The organism is Acinetobacter guillouiae CIP 63.46 (genome assembly GCF_000368145.1).
GTDB classification, from domain to species: Bacteria; Pseudomonadota; Gammaproteobacteria; order Pseudomonadales; family Moraxellaceae; genus Acinetobacter; species Acinetobacter guillouiae.
In genome coordinates this window covers 264,326-282,507 of sequence record NZ_KB849283.1, presented here as the reverse complement: position 1 = coordinate 282,507, position 18,182 = coordinate 264,326, and the positions used below count along the sequence as shown (strand labels likewise).

The 18,182-nt window shown below is 37.4% G+C and carries 17 protein-coding genes; 11 read left to right on the top strand and 6 right to left on the bottom strand.

What is annotated here, in order from left to right; translation table 11 throughout:
- The first annotated feature begins 140 nt into the window (after positions 1–140).
- Positions 141–2,012, top strand: coding sequence for an ABC transporter ATP-binding protein (locus F981_RS06360; RefSeq protein WP_170266074.1), 1,872 nt, complete (start codon positions 141–143; stop codon positions 2,010–2,012).
- 385 nt (positions 2,013–2,397) lie between these two features.
- Here the strand turns inward: F981_RS06360 and F981_RS06355 are convergent, their stop codons facing one another.
- The 3 genes from F981_RS06355 to F981_RS06345 all read right to left on the bottom strand — a co-directional run bounded on the left by F981_RS06355 (position 2,398) and on the right by F981_RS06345 (position 7,516).
- Positions 2,398–3,546, bottom strand: a complete 1,149-nt coding sequence (locus F981_RS06355) for a phospholipase A (protein ID WP_004719690.1) — start codon at positions 3,544–3,546, stop codon at positions 2,398–2,400.
- A gap of 27 nt (positions 3,547–3,573) precedes the next feature.
- The gene (locus F981_RS06350) at positions 3,574–6,513 is read right to left on the bottom strand and encodes an insulinase family protein (RefSeq protein WP_004719688.1); all 2,940 of its coding nucleotides are present in this window, start codon (positions 6,511–6,513) and stop codon (positions 3,574–3,576) included.
- A 535-nt stretch (positions 6,514–7,048) separates the two neighbouring features.
- Positions 7,049–7,516, bottom strand: coding sequence for a GNAT family N-acetyltransferase (locus tag F981_RS06345; RefSeq protein ID WP_004719686.1), 468 nt, complete (start codon positions 7,514–7,516; stop codon positions 7,049–7,051).
- A gap of 313 nt (positions 7,517–7,829) precedes the next feature.
- On the opposite strand from F981_RS06345, the gene F981_RS06340 reads away from it, so the two are divergent.
- The 8 genes from F981_RS06340 (at position 7,830) to F981_RS06305 (ending at position 13,902) form a co-directional block, all read left to right on the top strand.
- Positions 7,830–8,834 (top strand): adenosine kinase, encoded by a 1,005-nt coding sequence (locus F981_RS06340; RefSeq protein WP_004719683.1) that lies wholly within the window; start codon positions 7,830–7,832, stop codon positions 8,832–8,834.
- 18 nt (positions 8,835–8,852) lie between these two features.
- Positions 8,853–9,164: a Rieske (2Fe-2S) protein gene (locus F981_RS06335; protein ID WP_162242519.1), complete on the top strand. Its 312-nt coding sequence runs from the start codon at positions 8,853–8,855 to the stop codon at positions 9,162–9,164.
- Positions 9,165–9,178: 14 nt separating this feature from the next.
- On the top strand, positions 9,179–9,793 hold the full coding sequence (locus F981_RS06330; protein WP_004719680.1) for an OB-fold-containig protein: 615 nt from the start codon (positions 9,179–9,181) through the stop codon (positions 9,791–9,793).
- Positions 9,794–10,550: 757 nt separating this feature from the next.
- Positions 10,551–10,742, top strand: coding sequence for a cytochrome oxidase putative small subunit CydP (cydP, locus tag F981_RS06325; RefSeq protein ID WP_004719678.1), 192 nt, complete (start codon positions 10,551–10,553; stop codon positions 10,740–10,742).
- Positions 10,742–12,328 carry a cytochrome ubiquinol oxidase subunit I gene (locus tag F981_RS06320; protein WP_004719676.1) on the top strand — a complete coding sequence of 529 codons (1,587 nt, stop codon included), beginning with the start codon at positions 10,742–10,744 and terminating at the stop codon, positions 12,326–12,328. Before cydP ends, F981_RS06320 begins: the two co-directional genes overlap by 1 nt.
- The gene (gene cydB, locus F981_RS06315; protein WP_004719675.1) at positions 12,325–13,470 is read left to right on the top strand and encodes a cytochrome d ubiquinol oxidase subunit II; all 1,146 of its coding nucleotides are present in this window, start codon (positions 12,325–12,327) and stop codon (positions 13,468–13,470) included. Before F981_RS06320 ends, cydB begins: the two co-directional genes overlap by 4 nt.
- A 30-nt stretch (positions 13,471–13,500) precedes the next feature.
- Positions 13,501–13,602 (top strand): cytochrome bd-I oxidase subunit CydX, encoded by a 102-nt coding sequence (gene cydX, locus F981_RS23230; protein WP_002120988.1) that lies wholly within the window; start codon positions 13,501–13,503, stop codon positions 13,600–13,602.
- Between the two features lie 3 nt (positions 13,603–13,605).
- The gene (locus F981_RS06305; RefSeq protein ID WP_004719673.1) at positions 13,606–13,902 is read left to right on the top strand and encodes a cyd operon YbgE family protein; all 297 of its coding nucleotides are present in this window, start codon (positions 13,606–13,608) and stop codon (positions 13,900–13,902) included.
- A gap of 47 nt (positions 13,903–13,949) precedes the next feature.
- Here F981_RS06305 and F981_RS06300 read toward each other — a convergent pair whose 3' ends face one another.
- Positions 13,950–14,507 (bottom strand): GNAT family N-acetyltransferase, encoded by a 558-nt coding sequence (locus F981_RS06300; protein WP_004719671.1) that lies wholly within the window; start codon positions 14,505–14,507, stop codon positions 13,950–13,952.
- 432 nt (positions 14,508–14,939) lie between these two features.
- Positions 14,940–15,605, bottom strand: coding sequence for a DUF2057 domain-containing protein (locus tag F981_RS06295; protein WP_004719670.1), 666 nt, complete (start codon positions 15,603–15,605; stop codon positions 14,940–14,942).
- A gap of 590 nt (positions 15,606–16,195) precedes the next feature.
- Between F981_RS06295 and F981_RS06290 the strand changes: the two genes are divergently transcribed.
- Both F981_RS06290 and F981_RS06285 read left to right on the top strand, forming a co-directional pair.
- Positions 16,196–17,389, top strand: coding sequence for a hypothetical protein (locus tag F981_RS06290; RefSeq protein WP_004719668.1), 1,194 nt, complete (start codon positions 16,196–16,198; stop codon positions 17,387–17,389).
- A gap of 128 nt (positions 17,390–17,517) precedes the next feature.
- The gene (locus F981_RS06285; RefSeq protein ID WP_004719666.1) at positions 17,518–17,781 is read left to right on the top strand and encodes a hypothetical protein; all 264 of its coding nucleotides are present in this window, start codon (positions 17,518–17,520) and stop codon (positions 17,779–17,781) included.
- 137 nt (positions 17,782–17,918) lie between these two features.
- Here the strand turns inward: F981_RS06285 and F981_RS06280 are convergent, their stop codons facing one another.
- Positions 17,919–18,179: a DUF6678 family protein gene (locus F981_RS06280; protein ID WP_004719665.1), complete on the bottom strand. Its 261-nt coding sequence runs from the start codon at positions 18,177–18,179 to the stop codon at positions 17,919–17,921.
- Positions 18,180–18,182: the final 3 nt, after the last annotated feature.

Below are 18,182 nucleotides of genomic sequence, written 5' to 3'. Positions count from 1 at the left end.
ACTATACAATCTACATTACCCCACTATTCTCCCAATTTCTGCTGAATTTGCCTTAAAATAATTTAAGCTATTCAGGTTGTAACTTCATTTCAATATTTTACAATTTAATCAATCTATAAAATTTCCACGAGGATTTTATGTTGCTGCAATGGTTTGAAAAGTTAGTCGATCCATATCCGTCGAAAGGTTTAAACGAACCATTACCCACCAAGTTCTTTCCATTTGTTTGGCAAGCCGCGACTGGTGTTAAGCGTTATTTATTGATTTTAATATTATTCACTGCTGCAACAGCAAGTTTTGAAGCTTTGTTTTTTTCACAAATCGGACATTTAGTCGATTGGTTAACACAGTCTAAACCTCAAGACTTTTTAGTAAATCATCGTGAAAATTTGATCTTTTTAAGCTGTATTTTATTGGCAAATATCTTTTTTGCCAGTATGCAATCCATTATCAGACATCAGATTTTATACAGTAGTTTTCCAATGCGTTTGCGTTGGAGATTCCATAATCTAATGCTACGCCAAGGCTTAGACTTCTTCCATAATGACTTTGCTGGACGTTTATCTGCCAAAGTCATGCAGACGGCACTAGCGGTACGTGAGTTTTGGGTGATTTTGGGCGACATGGTGACTTATGTTGTCATCTATTTCATCACCATCAGCATTGTATTGGGATCAATTTCTCCTATTCTATTGATTCCACTTTTATTATGGTTGGCGTTGTTTATTAGTGCAGCCTTATATTACATTCCAAGATTAGGACGAATTTCCAAAGAACAAGCCGATGCGCGTGCGGTGATGACTGGGCGTGTAACCGATGCCTATACCAATATTCAGACAGTAAAACTTTTTGCACATGCAGGCCGCGAAAGCCAGTATGCAAAAGAGTCAATGAAAGAGTTTATGCGTACAGTGTTCAAACAAATGCGTTTAGGCACTGCATACGAACTTTGCATCAATTTGCTAACAGCCGTTTTATTCTTTGGTGTTTTAGGTACTGCCGTTTGGTTATGGTTACAGGGTCAAGCAGCGATTGGTGTGATTGCAGCAACAACAGCCATGATTCTTAAACTTAACAGTATGGCTGAGTTTATGATGTGGCAAACTTCTGCCCTATTTGAAAATGTCGGCACAATTCAAGATGGCATGCAAACTTTAGGTCGTCAGATTAATATCCAAGACAAAGAAGATGCCAAACCACTTGTTGTGACTCAAGGCAATATTAAATTTAGTGATGTCACATTTGCTTATAACAGCAAAAAAGTCATTGATCACTTTAATTTAAACATTCAACCAGGTGAAAAAATTGGTATTGTTGGACGTTCAGGCGCTGGAAAATCTACATTAATTCAATTACTTTTACATTTTTACACCATCAATAATGGAAAAATTACCATTGATGGTCAAAATATTGAAGAAGTCACTCAAGATAGTTTAAGAAAAAATATTGCGCTTGTGACCCAAGATACCTCTTTATTACATCGTACAGTTGCGGAAAATATCAAATATGGTCGTCCTGATGCGACTGATGAAGAAATGTATGAAGCAGTAAGAAAAGCCAAAGCAGATGAGTTTATTCCACAACTTTCAGACTTAAGAGGTCGTACTGGCTACGATGCTTATGTCGGAGAGCGTGGAGTAAAACTTTCGGGTGGTCAACGTCAACGTATTGCCATTGCACGTGTATTTTTAAAAGACGCACCTATCTTAATCTTGGATGAAGCAACCAGTGCTTTAGACTCCGAAGTTGAAGCTGCAATTCAATCGAGCTTAGATGAGTTAATGCAAAATAAAACTGTGATCGCGATTGCTCACCGTCTTTCAACCATTGCTCAAATGGATCGTTTGATTGTGTTAGATCAAGGTCAAATTGCAGAACAAGGTACTCACGAGGAACTGATTGCACAAAATGGTATTTATGCACATTTATGGCATAGACAGACTGGTGGTTTTTTAGTTGAACCTGAACCAAAAGCCACAGAAGATGAAGATTCAACAGTCAGCACTTCGTAAATAAAGTGTTTAAATAGCCAAATTATAAAAACCATGTTAAAAATAGCGTGGTTTTTTATTATATAGTCAACCTGTCGAAAAACTCAGACTCAAGAATATAATTTTTCATAATTAATATTTTAAATTAAATCAATTATATGTAAAAATATTTGATTATAAAAAAGTTAGCAATGCCACAGTTTACTTTTAAAATTTTAATCTCTTTGCGTAGTCTATGCCTCATCTTATACTGCAAACAGCACTCTTGAGCTTTCCCGTTACTTATCCAAATAAAACAACAACTCTTCCCTATAACTCAATAATCAGAAGCAAAAAAGCTGTCTTATATCCTTATATAAAGACAGCTTCTTATTTAAATCTAGCCAATCAACGCTATTTTAAATGATTAATACCAATTCATTAACGAAACACCTAGACCAACATAGGTCGCACGGTGATTATAATCAATCAAGCTTTCACCATAACCATCAAACAATTGAAAATGCCCACGTAACTTGCCCTTAATTGGAAATGCCCAATCAAATTGCATTGCACCATGCGAGTCATCCCCACCTTTTAAAGAGTGACGTAGCATCAAAGAAAAATCATTGTCATTCCAGCGATAGAATGCGGTCAAATCACCACGACCGATATAATTTTTAATATCAGGGTTATTGTCATCCTGAAAATCTTCTTCAATGCGATACCACGGACGTACCATTAAGGCAAAATTATCTTTTTCAAAACCAAGATTTAAAATGACCCTATTCCAACTACGTGATAGCGGATCAGAACGTCCGTTTGACTGATGATTCAAAGTCAGACCCAGTAAGCGACCATTTAAACCTAATAAATTATAATTGGTTCTAAAAATCAAACTCGCTTCAGGTTCGTAATTTGTTTCACGAAATGGACGAGACTCTTCACTGTTATAAACTTGCCAGCGAGAAGATTGGGTATAACCGACCCAAACATCACCATTGTTCCCAAACAGATTTTCGGCAGCTTTGGTTTTTAAAGAAATCTGGAATTTCGCTTCCATCGACTTTAAATTTTGATCTTCATCCACGGTGTTTTGAGGATTTGGACTCTGTGGAAATTCATTTTTCTTACTGGTCCAAAATGCGGGAAGTAAATATACAGGTTGGTTCGCTCGAATATTCCACGTACCTAATTTACTGTCTTGAGAAAGCTCCCAACGTCGATCAAGTAATGAGGTATTCGGATCAATTTTATCGCCATGAATCGCAAATAAATTTTCTGCTTTCTGGGTGATTTTATCTTTGAGGGTTTCAGGTTCAACATCGGCTTTTTGAATATCTAAAGCAGCACGTTGCTCTGACACCAAAACTTGCGGAGCAACTGTAGGTATTTTAAATATTTTATCGTAACAAGCCAAACGGTCAGCATTAGATTCGAGTGCAACACAGGCTTGCGTACTTGCAGGATTCACTTGTGCAGTATCATCTGCATGAGCAATGGTCACCAAACCAAAACTGAGCATCATTAAGATGCTCAGATTCAATGGTGTACGTTCAAAATTTTTGAACGACATAGAATTCTCCAGAAAGAATTTATAGGGTTAATTTACTTTCTTAATTTCAAAACCTAATTGTTCCAACACTTCTTTTTTGGCAACTGGAGCGACTACAGCTCTTACAGGCTTTTGCTCAAGTAAATAAGTTTGTGTGACACGCTTAAGGTCGTCAATAGTAACGTTTAATAAGCGCTCGCGTAATTGCTTTCTAAACGCAGGTGTGCGTCCATGAAGCAATGCATAGCATGCAGTAATGGCTTCACCTGCTGGTGAACCAGGTTTATCCATACTGGAAACCAGACCGAGAATAGCTTCTTCAAGCTGATAATCATGCTGCTCTTTGTTTAACAACCAATCTAAACTTGCTTCAAAGTCTTGGAAAGTTTCTGCAAGGCGTGGATCACGATAACTATAGAATCGGAACGAACAAGCATTGCCATCATAACTTGCGCCCCCACCATATGCACCACCCTTTTCACGAATAGCACTATGTAGGAAACCATTGCGTAAATAGCCTGCAAGCACCATCAACGGCGCTGCATCTGGATGGGCAACATCTACAGCTTGGTAAGCAGAAGCACAAAATTGAACATTGGCTTGAATTAACCAAGCTTGATCTGCATTGCTCTCATCCATAGCCACTTGCGTTAAATAGACAGGAGATTGATCAACTGCAACTTTATCCCAAACCGTTTGCACTTCTTCAACTAAACGCTCTGAATGATGCTCTTCACACACCAATAAAAATTGTTTTGGTGCAAGCATTAAGCCCTTATGAATTGATTTTAACTCATCTATAAACGCATCATATGCCGCATCATCTTTTTCAATTTTTGCGATCAAATCACCTAGCCAATTCAATGCGCCCAGGCCTGTATTGTCATAATCGCGTTTTGCCAACGCACTCATATGACGTGAGGCAATTTGCATGGCATAACTATGTCCAGAACCCGATAAACGAGAAGCCCAACGTGTTTTACGTTGTTGTAAAAGTTCGATAATACGATCTTTTTCATCAAAACGTAGTTGCTCAAAAGCCAATTTAAGCAACTGAATTGCATCAAACTTATCCGTTAAAGATTTGGTTGTTAAGGTCAACCATGCACTAATTTGACCTTTGTCATCGGTTTTAGAACGAAGTGAAGCGCCCATTCCCAAACCGCCACTGACTGCCGTCTGTAACTGTTGAAGTTCAAGATAATCATATTCGCCCGCACCGACTTCTCCCATGAGAACAGACAGTAAGTTAAAATAAGGCGATTTTACAATTTGATCTGGTATTTGAATCAATACTTGTTGGTAGTAAATTCCATTTGTACCTGCATGGTACAGATTTAATGGTGTATCTACCCCATTGCAAATCACTTCACGCAATTGACCTTGAACAATGGCCAATTCAGCTGGAATGTCTTCCAAACCGACTTTAGGCAATAAGCTCAAATCATCTGGAGTTTCTTGACGAATTTTTAAAGCTTCAGTTTGTGCGATAATTTCAGCTTTATCTGCTTCTGACAAAGCCTCACCAATTTTCGCCAATCGTGCTTTTTCATCTTCTGCTTCTTGAGCAGATTTATTTGCATCTGGAACTAAAGTCATTTGTACACGATGCGGGTTATCCAATAAATGAACTTGAATCAAGTTAGATAACCACATCGGATCTTTGAGTTCTTCTTTTACTTCTGCAATGGCAGTATCTACATCCCAAGCATGGATTGGATCATTATGATGAATTGCATTGCCCAAACCATTGAGGATCAGTGTTAAACCATACGGCGTACCATCACCACTGATTTCACGTTGATGTAATTCAATTTGATGCAAAATTGCATCAACCATGTCTTTATCGATAGGCTTAGACGCAACATCTTGAAGAATATTAAGCACGCCATTTTTAAATTCTTCAGTATGCTCAGGATTTGAACCTTGAACTCCACAATAGAACGTCATTTCATAGTTAGAATCATCTACACCCATGATTGGACCTGTAGACTGTGCATAACCACATGTTTCTAAATAATGGCGCAACGGCGAAGCAGAGTTTTCTAAAAGAATCCCTTCAACCAAACGCATACCCAGGCGAAGTTTAACATCACTGGTTTTTGGCAATAACCAAGACAAAATATGATAGGTCTTGTCTGTTAAATCTTCTGCATCAACAGCATAGGTTTCTTGTACTTCAATCGGAGCTGTTAGTCTTTGCTCTTCTTTAGAGTAAATCGTTTCACCTTTGCTGAATTTAGACAGCGCCAACTTTTCAAATTGTTCTTGCAGTTTATAAGCAGGCTCATCACCAAAAGTCATAAATACTGCATTACTCGGATGATAATGTGATTTGTAAAACGCCACTAACTCATCATAAGTTAGGTCAGGAATATCCTTCGGATCACCACCAGAATTATAATGATAGGTTGTTTTCGGGAACAAATGATGCGCAAGCTGATGATAAAGCTGATCTGACGGTGAACTCATTGCCCCTTTCATTTCATTAAATACCACGCCTTTATAAACAGGCTCACCATTTTCCAGCTCAATACGAATACCTTCTTGAGCAAAATCCAATGGATTTAAATTGGCCGCAAAAGCCGCGTCCAAATAGACTTCCAAAAGGTTTTGGAAATCCTTTTTATTTTGGGTTGCAAATGGATAAGCGGTCCAATCAGCTGCTGTAAACGCATTCATAAAAGTATTTAATGAACGACGAATCATCAAAAAGAATGGATCACGTACTGGGAATTTCTCTGAACCACACAATGCTGTATGTTCAAGAATATGTGCCTCACCTTTGGAATCCATTGGTTGAGTACGGAAAGCAACAAGGAACACATTTTCGTCGTGATCAGTTGCTAAATGGTAGTGCATTGCACCAGTCACTTTATGTTTATATTCAGACACTAAAATGTCTAAAGCTTCTACATGGTGTTGACGTACCAGCTGAAACGCAGGATGAACAGTTTGAGATAAGGTTTCAGTGACATCTACAGTCATGCGATCTCCAATATTAAATGTTTATCTATACGTTTAAGTATAACCGAAACTTTAATAAATGCGATTCATTCCTAACACTAATTCTTAGTAAATCAATCAGGATTCATCGCGACTTGCTGTTCAAATATCAAGAATCAGCAATGAGATAAATAAAAAAGTGATGATCAAAAGATTCTATCATCACTGTAAAACTTAACTTTTTTAACTCAATATTTTAATTAGTGATGCTTCGAGCCTTTTTAGGCTAATGTTTTCTATGTATTCTGATAATGAGTAAAGATTGTGAACCAATCTAAATAGGCTTTCCCTGAAAATGATTAAACAAGTGTTATCTGTATTAAGAGCTTTTTATAGAAAAGAATTGCTTAGGCTATTTATAGTATGTTTACCAAGAAAAATTTTTGGAGATCAACATGGATTCATCTCCAAGAATAAAAAGTATCTTAAAGCCTATAGCTATAAACCAGCAGCCCCTTGATCGAATTATGCTGCTACTCAAAGTTAAGCGCTATAGGCCAAGGGATTTCCAAATTCACTAAATTAAATATTTAAAGTAATTATAATTTGGGTGATTTGAGACAAAAACATAATTTTGCTTTTGATAAAATGGCGCTGCATCTTTTTCACTACTTAAGCACAAGGCAGAAAAATTAGATTTTGCTCTTTTTTCAAGTTCGAGCAATAAACTTTTACCCAATCCAGTTTTTCGGTATTCAGGCAATACATAGAAACGACGTACCCGACCAATTTTATGCTGAGTTTCAGGGTTCTGCTTTGTATCACCATCTTCACTGATTTGAATATTTAAACCACCGCATGCAACCAGTTTATCTCCATCAAACGCAACCAATAAAAATTCACCATGTCGATTAAATTTATTGGTGCCTTGCTGAAATTCATCAACCAAACGTTGAATAAAATGAAACCCTTCTTTTTCAGCAACTACGGCTAAATCTTGAATTTGCGCAGGCAATTGATCTACCTGTTGAATTAAAATATTCACTCAACCTCCAATATATTTAGGGTCTGTAGACAGTTTTAACTTTATGCCTATGTTTATTTCTAAACAAAACCTACCCCAGCGATCTCAATCAATCACCGTGAAACAATCTAATTTAATCACGCACACTGATCAACACAATGGCTTAAATTACGTAATAATCATCTCAAAAACAGGTTTTGTTCAGCACACCATCAAGTTATAAAATTCCAACAAACCATATTTGACAAATGTAATTGAAATTTTTTCAACAAACTACTGTAAAGCTGAGCATTCGTGTAAACTTTATATTTTTAACATTGATGTGATGAAGAACATGGCTATAGTTGACCTTTTTGCAATTGGTAACGCGCTCATTGACCAAGAATTTAAAGTATCAGATCTCTTTTTAGCTGAACAAAATTTGCAAAAAGGCACCATGCAACTCGCAGATGGTGAGTCCCAAACTCAGCTATACAATAATTTAAAAGCCAGCCAAAATTATAAAGGTCAAGCATCTGGCGGTTCAGCCGCCAATACCACAGTGGCATTCAGTGCATTAGGTTCTTCAGCATTTTATGCATGCCGTGTTGGAAATGATGATCTAGGCACAATTTATCTCGACGGCTTAAATGAAGCAGGCATCAAAACTTCGAAAAAATCGATCAGTGAAGGTGTTACGGGTACATGTATGGTTCTGGTCAGTGAAGATTCAGAACGTACGATGCAAACTTATCTCGGCATTACTGCAGAACTTTCAGATCTACAAATGGATTTTGAACCTTTAAAAACAGCGCAATGGTTATATATCGAAGGTTACTTGTCTACAAGTGATTCAGCACGCGCAGCCGTAAAACAAGCACGTCAAATTGCCCGTGATCACAAGGTTAAAATCGCATTGACCCTATCTGACCCGGCAATGGTGCAATATGCACGTCAAGGTCTAAATGAACTAATCGATGATGGTGTGGATCTAATTTTCTGTAATGAACAAGAAGCCATGATGTATACAGAAACTGACTCTGTTGAAGCTGCGCTGAATAAATTAAAAACACTAAGTACTGATGTGGTGATTACACTAAGTGAAAAAGGTGCATTAGTCGCAGATCAAAAACAGCATTTTTATGCTCAAGGTCGTAAAGTAAATGCAGTAGATGCAAATGGTGCTGGTGATGCATTCTCAGGTGCTTTCTTATATGCTTTAAATAATGGTGAAAATTTACAAACTGCGGCACAACTTGCTATTCTTATTTCAAGTGAAGTGGTGTCTAAGTTTGGACCACGCCTAGACGTTGCAGAATACGCAGATCTACTCGAAACGTTCAAAAAGGAATGTGCATAAATGTCTGAAAAAATTGCAATGACCGATGAAATTGAAGAGCGTAAGGCACGTGCGTTTGACACAATGACTGGCGACACCATTTTTATCACTCAACGTGATGGTGCATTTTATGCCTACCAAAATGTCTGCCCTCACCTACAAACTGAACTAGAATTTCTTGAAAATCAGTTTTTAGACCAAGACGGCGAATATATTCAATGCTCTACGCATGGTGCTTTGTTTGAAGTTGAAACAGGTGAATGTATTTCAGGACCATGTCTGGGTGATAAACTTGAAAAAGTAAATATTTCAGTCCATTCAGATGGTGGTATTTACATCGAGGACGAATAAGGTTGGAAACTGCCATGCTTGGATTCTTATTTGAACATGAATTAATGCCCTTTCACCTCAGTGTCTTGGCTTTAATTCTGCTGAGTATGGCAGAAACTTTTGGCTACTATATTGGCTTACGGCCAAGTACCTTTCTGAAAAAAATTTCACCAGATTGGCTCATTGAGTCGCCTCTGTTACAAGTCAAATTTTCTAAAGTACTTATTTTCGTTTTTTTATTATTAAATTTTAGTTTTGCAGGCTATTTTTTACAGCTCTCTATCTTTGCAAGCAAACAAGTATTTGCCGCTTGGTATTATGTGGTTTTACCCGCATTGGTGATTGCAATCTTCTTTACCGTGTTTATGATTCATTGTTTGGATCAGGTGATAAAACCTAAAGTTGCATTGAATCAAGTTGACTTGCTTGGACGACTGGCCACAGTCTCTAGTGGTAATGCACGACCAGGGTTTTCAGCTCAAGCACGGGTCCGTGATGAAAATGGACAACTGCACTATATCCAAGTCGAACCAGAATTTGGTGAATTAGAATTTCAATCGCAAATCATCTTAATACGTTTTAGAAAATCACATTATATTGCCAAGAAAATTTCGACCTCAAATCATCTATTTAGTTCAGATCAGTATTAATTTACAACATTAATTTCCAATGTCTTCTTTCAACTCAACCTTCGTTTGTGTAACGCATAGGCTCAATGACTCATTGTATTTTTAAACTTAGTTACTTCCATAAAACATAATGAAGTCATAGTTTTACATCGAAAAAATAAACAAAATTTAACGCGCCCTTCAAATCAAAAACGGCAATTCATGATCAATTCTTTCAGAGATCTATAGCAAAATTTAAATACTACATAAAAATATTCGAGTAGATGAAAGTCATTCAATAAATTTTTAGTCAGCAATGATTAAGCTTCTTTCATCAATCCTTTTTAAAACCATAAATCAACATAAACACCTCTCATCCTAACCTTCTCTCAAAAAGAAAAAGTAACTTTCAAGACCAATGCGATTCAGTCAACACGATCATTTTTTTTGTTTATGAAAGAGATCCATTGATTAACATATTTTAAATAACAATTAACTGAGCTTTAAAACCAACCGTTTTAATCGGAATAATTTTTCACCAAATTTAATTCAAACCAATTTGGTTGGTTTAATAAAATCTAAACAATACTATTTTACTAGGTTTTATTTTTATTAATTACAAGTGTTTTAATCAACTTTAAAATCAATAAAAATTAGTATATTTTTTAACAACACAATTTTTTAAGTCATTGTTTAATTTAAATTTAATAATATATTTTTATTTTAACTGTTTTATCTATTTATTTCTTGTTGCGTTTTGTTTAATAATATAAGCATATTTAAATAATAGGCTTAACGCATGAGCTTAAAACCTAACGATTTAAACCGTCGGCTTGTCAGAGAAATTGCAGTCATATTAATAATTAAGATTGCCCTTTTAATGACGATCAAACATATCTGGTTTGATGCGCCGACTATTCCTAAAGATTTTGATAACCAAGTTGCTGAGCGTATTGCTGGCAGTCCTTCCCAAATCAAGGAGACACGTTGATGATTTCTGAAAGCGTGGTCGATCTTTCGCGGTTCCAATTTGCAATGACCGCGATGTATCACTTTATATTTGTACCACTTACTCTAGGTCTGGCTTTTATTCTTGCCATTATGGAAACCACTTATGTGATTTCTGGTAAAGAAATTTATAAAGACATGACCAAATTCTGGGGCAAACTTTTTGGTATTAACTTTGCTTTAGGTGTAACCACTGGTCTGACCATGGAATTCCAGTTCGGTACAAACTGGGCGTACTACTCTCACTATGTGGGTGATATTTTTGGTGCGCCACTTGCCATTGAAGGATTGATGGCATTCTTTCTAGAATCAACTTTTATTGGTTTATTCTTCTTTGGCTGGGATCGCCTTTCAAAAGTTCAACATTTAAGTGTGACGTGGTTAGTTGCGCTGGGTTCGAATTTATCCGCATTATGGATTTTAGTTGCTAATGGTTGGATGCAAAATCCTGTCGGTTCAGAATTTAATTTTGAAACCATGCGTATGGAACTTGTCGACTTTGGTGCTTTGATTTTTAACCCAGTTGCTCAAGTGAAATTTGTTCACACGGTGTCTGCAGGTTATGTGACTGGTGCAATCTTTGTTCTCGCCATTTCAAGTTATTACTTATTGAAAAAACGTGATTTACCATTTGCGCGTCGCTCTTTCGCCATCGCTGCAATCTTTGGTTTAGCGTCTACACTTTCAGTCATCTTATTGGGTGATGAATCTGGTTATGAGCTTGGTGATGTTCAAAAAACCAAGTTGGCTGCAATTGAGTCTGAGTGGGAAACACATCCTGCACCTGCGCCATTTACTTTATTTGGTATTCCAAATCAGGAAGAACAACGTACTGACTATGCCATAAAAATCCCGTATGCGATGGGTATTATTGCCACACGTTCACTCGATAAAGAAGTCACTGGGCTTAAAGATTTGATGGTTCAACATGAGGCCCGTATCCGTAATGGTATGGTGGCATATAGCGAACTTGAAAAACTTCGTGCTGGTGACCGCTCACCTGAACTTATGGCATCGTTCAAAGAAAACCAAAAAGATTTAGGTTATGGCTTACTTCTTAAAAAATATACTGAAAATGTAACAGATGCTTCTGAAGCACATATTCAAGCAGCAACAAAAGATACCATTCCAAATGTAACCGCATTGTTCTTCTCTTTCCGTGCAATGGTCGCTTCTGGTTTCTTAATGCTACTCCTGTTTATTCTTGCAACATTTGCTGTGGCAAAACGCAATGCAGAAAATAAACCATGGTTACTTAAATTTGCATTGTTTGCACTACCTTTACCTTGGATTGCAGCACAAACAGGTTGGTATGTAGCAGAAGGTGGTCGTCAACCGTGGACCATTGGTGAAGTGTTGCCTACACATCTCTCTGCCTCAAGTTTAAGCACTGGCGATGTATGGGGATCAATCATTGCATTAGCCGCGTTCTATACTGTGTTATTGATTATTGAAATGTATTTAATGATCAAATTCTCACGCTTAGGACCAAGCTCTTTACATACAGGTAAATATCACTTCGAGAAACTTGAAGCTCAGCAAGCTCAAACTGGGGAGAATCAATCATGATCGAATATGAACTTCTCAAAATTATCTGGTGGGTTTTAGTCGGTGTTCTACTGATTGGCTTTGCCCTCACAGATGGTTTCGATATGGGCTCAATGGCACTGATGCCATTTGTAGGTAAAACTGATGATGAACGCCGTGCAGCAATCAATACCATTGCACCGCATTGGGAAGGTAACCAAGTTTGGTTCGTGACTGCGGGTGGCGCACTATTTGCTGCTTGGCCTATGGTTTATGCAACGGCTTTTTCCGGTATGTATTGGGCGCTGTTGCTGGTCTTATTTGCACTCTTCCTGAGACCTGTTGGCTTTGACTATCGCTCTAAACTGCAAAATACCCAATGGCGCAATTCCTGGGATTGGGGCCTATGTATCGGCGGTGCTGTACCTGCGCTAGTTTTCGGTGTTGCATTTGGTAATATGTTCTTAGGTGTACCGTTTACTTTAGATGAGACTGTACGTTCAACTTATACAGGTAGCTTCTTTGCCCTGCTTAATCCATTTGCATTGGTTTGCGGTATAGTAAGCTTGTCGATGCTGTGTGCACATGGTGGCGCATGGTTAATGCTACGTACAGATGGTGTATTACGTCAACGTTCTGCTAAAGCAACGCAATTGATGGGTATACTCTTCTTAGTTACCTTCTTGGGCGTGGGTGCTTGGTTATATTTTGGTGGCATCGAAGGATATACTTTGGTACAGCCATTTAATACCAATGCTGTTGCCAATCCGCTTGCGAAAGAAGTATTAACAACAGGTAACCATGGTTGGATGAATAACTATTCAATCTACCCAATCACAATGCTTGCACCTATTTCTGCAATCCTTGGCGCAATCCTGATTATCTTTGGTGCTGGTAAAAACAAAGCTGGCGTGAGCTTTACAGGTTCTACCTTAGCGGTGACTGGTTCAATTTTAACTGCTGGTTTTGCACTGTTCCCATTCTTAATGCCATCAAGTATCAACCCAACTGTAAGTTTAACAATGTGGGATGCGGTTTCGAGTAAGAATACATTGACAGTAATGACTGTGGTTGCTTCTATATTTGTGCCAATTATTTTAATCTATACCACATGGTGTTATTACAAAATGTGGGGCGTTATCACCAACAAACATGTTCAAGATAACTCACACAGCCTGTACTAAGGCTGTGTCTAAGCAAATAGGAGAATATTTATGTGGTATTTCGCTTGGATTCTTGGGATCTTGATGGCGTGTTTTGCAGGTGTGTTAAGTGCACTCTATATTGAACATCATCAAGATTTGGATGAGGAATAAACCATGACAGAGATCGCAATGACAACAAAACAAAGAAAGCCGAATAAGTTTGCAATGGCCATTTCGTTTTTGATGGCATTGCCTCTTGCTGCGGTATTGTTGATTCACCCTGGCGCCATGCTTGATGCCAATGGTCACTATAACCATAGTGCGCTCATGATGGTGATGATTGGTATTTCAGGTGGCTTTATACATGGGGTAGGATTTCTACCACAGTTTTGGTTATGGAAATGGTTATTTAGTCCCTATGTCGCATGGCCACTCATGCTATGGGGCTATTACACTTGGTTCTTTAGCTAAGTCCTATATTTGAAAAAATAAGACCCTGATTTATTCAGGGTTTTATTTTAATTGGATGAAGCTTTACTCGCGACACTCTTTCTCATTTCGATTAAATGCAAATCTACAATAGGTATGCCTACATTTGCATTTAAAGGATAATCCTCCACTCTTCCTGTTCGTATATAGCCACGGCGCTGATAATAAGCAATCAATTCATGACGTACACTTAAAACCCACATAACGAAATGCGTAAAATGACAATGGTTGGATAGAACCTTGCCATGCACATACTGTTCAGCAAAATCTAAAACATATTTGCCAATACCTTGATTTTGTAATTGAGCTGCAATACAAAATGTGCCGATTTCCACATCATACTGGATAAAAGTCAGACCAATACATGCCACAATGTGCTCATCCAATTCAGCAACAAATAACTGAAAATTATCTTGAGCCAATGCTTGTTCTAATTGCTCGGTATTGATTCGATCACCCGTGACAATCTCTGATTCACTCGTCCAACTACGACCGTCTTGTTGTCGATAAGCAGAATTAATCAAATCAACTAAATTTGTAATATCAGATATTCGTGCTGTTCTAAAATTAAGCTGATATTTTATCAAGTTTTATTTCTATCATTTTAAGGCTGAGCAAAGTATTTTATAAAACAAAAATGATAGAGAGAAAAGCCTTATTCTCACTCAATTCCGTCTTACCCATAGAATAATTTATACTCATCAAGATGATGAAGATTATATCAATCAATCCATTTATGCTTTTTGCATTATTTAATCATATCTGGTGTGTCTGTCGTGTGGCGACATGGATGTCGCCGTTGGGCGGGGGTATAGGATGTACCCCTCGCCAAACGAAAGATTTTTGTCACTTTTTATCTCTAAAAAGTGAGGCATTGCCTACACGAAGATATTTAAATTTTCAAGGAAAGATGTGGCATTGCAAACCCCACAGTACTATAAATTAACTTTTATAAAATTGTATTATTCAGTTAGATACAAAAAAAGACCATCGAAATGGTCGTTTACATGTACTTAAAATTATTGCTCAGCTAACCAAGTCATAAATTTCTGACGTTCCGCCTTAGTTGCATTTTGCCAAATTTGAATCAATTGGCGATCTGCTGAATTCGCATCACTCACGGTTTGAGTAGTCTTAGCAACTGAGGTTGTTGCTGGTGATTGGCTTGTCGTTGTTGCATATACAGCTGCGGGTTGATTTACTGGCGCTTTTTTACTTGAAGTTAAATCAATCACTTTGCCAAATAAACCAGAACCTAACCAAGGCTTCGCTTCAGTATTTACACCAGTCTGTTGCACCACGAGACGGTTTTTATTGTCATAAATCGCAATCGTTGGTTGTTCTGCATATTTTTTTGCATCTTCAAAACGCTGAGGCGGATTCACTAAAGCAATTTTATAAGTTTGACCATCTTTTAAATCTGGCGCAGTCACTGTAACCACACCCGACTTTAAAATATCATGTTCACCATTTAAATGTTCAAAATATTGTTGATAACGAACACTTACCGCAACTTGACCTGCATCGACTTTATATTCATTCTTTTTACGGATTAAACCTGAATTCACTTCTTGATCGTTCACCGCCAATACTACAATTTCTTCTGGCGCAGATAAGGTGACTGCTGCAAAAACTGATCCGCTTAGCATTAAAGCTAATGCAGCAACGCCGTATTTAAATGCCATATTGCTCTACTCTTATGTCAAATATATGTAAAATTTATTGCACTATGCAATGTCGTGATGACAGTTTTATGACAATGGCGATTTGTTCTGATTTTTATAATGAAACTATATTCATTTTACTTATCACATAATTTTATCATTTACTGGAAAAACCATTCATCTGCTTGTCCTAAAAGCACATTTTAAATTTATTTTTTCTTATTTATAACTAGGGTCTGTTGACATTTCATAAATGGCTTGCGTTGTAGGTTAAAATTGAGCAGACAAGGCAGGAAATGAAGAGAATAGCGAGACTATTTTCGAGTTTCATAACGTAGGCTGAGATAATTTTAGCCACAACCCTGAGCAAGAACAAAGCACTGCTTTGTTTGCAGCGCAAGGCGCAGCGGGGGACTTGTGTGTTTTTTGCCGCTACGTCGTTACGAACTACTTATTTAGAATGACTAAATTTCGTATTTCGCGCCTAGTATCACCTAAAAAACACACGTAGTCGCAAACATAGACGAATTATCAGCAGACCCTATACCCTTTGAATAGCACACATTCAAAATAAGCATAATTCTAAAAAACAAATTAACAGGATGTTCCCCATGAATAAGAAAACCATATCCAGATTTAAAGCAATATTAACGAGATGTATCATCGGTATTACAGCTGTTTTGGTCGTACCTTATGCCACACAAACAATGGCAGCAACCAGCTATGCCACTCAAGCGAGCCCAGCACAGCTCTCAAAACTTGCATACAAGATGAATGCCAATATGGCACAACGTAACCTCAACACATCTGAAAAAAACCTGTACCAGCAACTTTACAACATTGCCAATAATCAAACCTTTCTATTCGACCCATCCATTACTACCACTATTCAACAGTACGAAAGTATCCGAAGCAAAATTCGCCAGCAATTTTCCACAGTTAGGCAGCTTGCTATAAATACTTATGGCAACCAGTCACAACAAAAAATATTACTTGCAACTAATGCTTTTATTTTAATGTATTACGATGCACTCAGTCGTAACAATCCAAAATTCTTCTGGCCAAATCTGGGTATTTTTGTAGCCAATGATGTCCGTTCTACGTATGCATTAACCTTCTCATTGTCCAATGCTTTAGATCCCTTAAATGTCACCAATGGTCAAAGTGTCATTATTGCAGGGATGAATGTACCGACATTACAGTCCACCATTGCCCAAGCCAATAATGAATTAATTAATGGGCAAGCCAATGTGATGGCAGATATTGGTGGACTCAGTATTATGCATCAACACTATGATGCTTTGGTGTTAGCACAACAACTGACTGGCTATGGATCAACCCTGACACAAGCGTTTCAATTACAAAAAATCGCAGATGAAGAAGCGCTTAGATCAGGTATTTATTCATCAAAATTTAAAAAGTTGGCTACAGATGCAGCTATCAGCTTTAGTATTCATGAACAGGAAAAAATTCTACAGCCGATGTGGGATAAGCCAATAATGCGTGATTTTGCTAAAATTAATAATTTTATGCTCTCGCTGAGTTTAGAGAATTTAGGCTTACGTGGTGATATCTTTGTGGGCATCAATAAATTTAAATTAATTTTCACCCCCTATCTGATTATACGCGCACCATTCACAGCAACCAATCTGGCCAATGTACAACATCGTATCGCAATTGCACGTAACGGTTTTAATGTGCTAAATGAATGGAAACAAAATATATTCTTCGCACCATGGATTCCAATCTATCAATCACATATTGGTAAGGGTAATGGATTGTACCAACCCGTTGGTGCGCGATAAATCATTAAACACCTCGATGCACAACATTACACTTTTTTCAAAGCGACTACATTTTGAGCACAGTTCTTGCTTGTTTAATGTTGTGTATATCGCACAATAAAAATACTCAACAAAAAATGAGGTGCAACATGATTTTTAAAGACCATATAGTCCGTGTTGAAAACATTAAAACGATGCAAATGCTGGATAAAGCGAAGTTAGATCATCAGGTTATTGCGATGTTTATGACTTGTGAAGGCATTCCTTTAAAAACCAGTGAAGTGACTGCGCTTTTAAAACAATATGAAATGCTAGGACAGCACAAAGTTCCAGCTAAAAAAGCCAAGGCATTGCTTCAGGCTAAAATGGAGCATTTTGAGGATTCTGAATTACCATGCCCTGCTGCTTATTGAGGCAGATAAGCGTTAGGATTATTGTTTAAATCACCTTTTATCGGTAAATAGAATCAATAGATACGTTCTATTTACCGCATTTAAACCATATAAACTGATAAACCATACAATCTTCATTTCCCCAAAGCTCCACATTGTTACTTTTGTAAAGGGATTACGAATATTTGCTTTTCAAAATGATAATGTAAACCAGACTGCGCTATTTTATCCTGCAATAATTCCGAATGGTCAATATGTTTTGACGCAACGAAGCGCCCCATATAACGGTTCTCAATCGGATCAATTTGAATATTTTTAAGTGCTTTGAGCAAGAAAATACCATAATGGCATTCTACGTACAGTCCAGATAAAAAGATTAAAAAATGATCCCATTCCGAAACATCTAAACTTGCACTCAAATG

Coding starts and splice junctions, on each gene's coding strand:
- F981_RS06355 (WP_004719690.1), bottom strand. CDS start 3,546: ATGTCGTTCAAAAATTTTGAACGTACACCATTGAATCTGAGCATCTTA.
- F981_RS06350 (WP_004719688.1), bottom strand. CDS start 6,513: ATGACTGTAGATGTCACTGAAACCTTATCTCAAACTGTTCATCCTGCG.
- F981_RS06340 (WP_004719683.1), top strand. CDS start 7,830: ATGGCTATAGTTGACCTTTTTGCAATTGGTAACGCGCTCATTGACCAA.
- F981_RS06335 (WP_162242519.1), top strand. CDS start 8,853: ATGACCGATGAAATTGAAGAGCGTAAGGCACGTGCGTTTGACACAATG.
- F981_RS06330 (WP_004719680.1), top strand. CDS start 9,179: ATGCTTGGATTCTTATTTGAACATGAATTAATGCCCTTTCACCTCAGT.
- cydP (WP_004719678.1), top strand. CDS start 10,551: ATGAGCTTAAAACCTAACGATTTAAACCGTCGGCTTGTCAGAGAAATT.
- F981_RS06320 (WP_004719676.1), top strand. CDS start 10,742: ATGATTTCTGAAAGCGTGGTCGATCTTTCGCGGTTCCAATTTGCAATG.
- cydB (WP_004719675.1), top strand. CDS start 12,325: ATGATCGAATATGAACTTCTCAAAATTATCTGGTGGGTTTTAGTCGGT.
- cydX (WP_002120988.1), top strand. CDS start 13,501: ATGTGGTATTTCGCTTGGATTCTTGGGATCTTGATGGCGTGTTTTGCA.
- F981_RS06305 (WP_004719673.1), top strand. CDS start 13,606: ATGACAGAGATCGCAATGACAACAAAACAAAGAAAGCCGAATAAGTTT.
- F981_RS06295 (WP_004719670.1), bottom strand. CDS start 15,605: ATGGCATTTAAATACGGCGTTGCTGCATTAGCTTTAATGCTAAGCGGA.
- F981_RS06290 (WP_004719668.1), top strand. CDS start 16,196: ATGAATAAGAAAACCATATCCAGATTTAAAGCAATATTAACGAGATGT.
- F981_RS06285 (WP_004719666.1), top strand. CDS start 17,518: ATGATTTTTAAAGACCATATAGTCCGTGTTGAAAACATTAAAACGATG.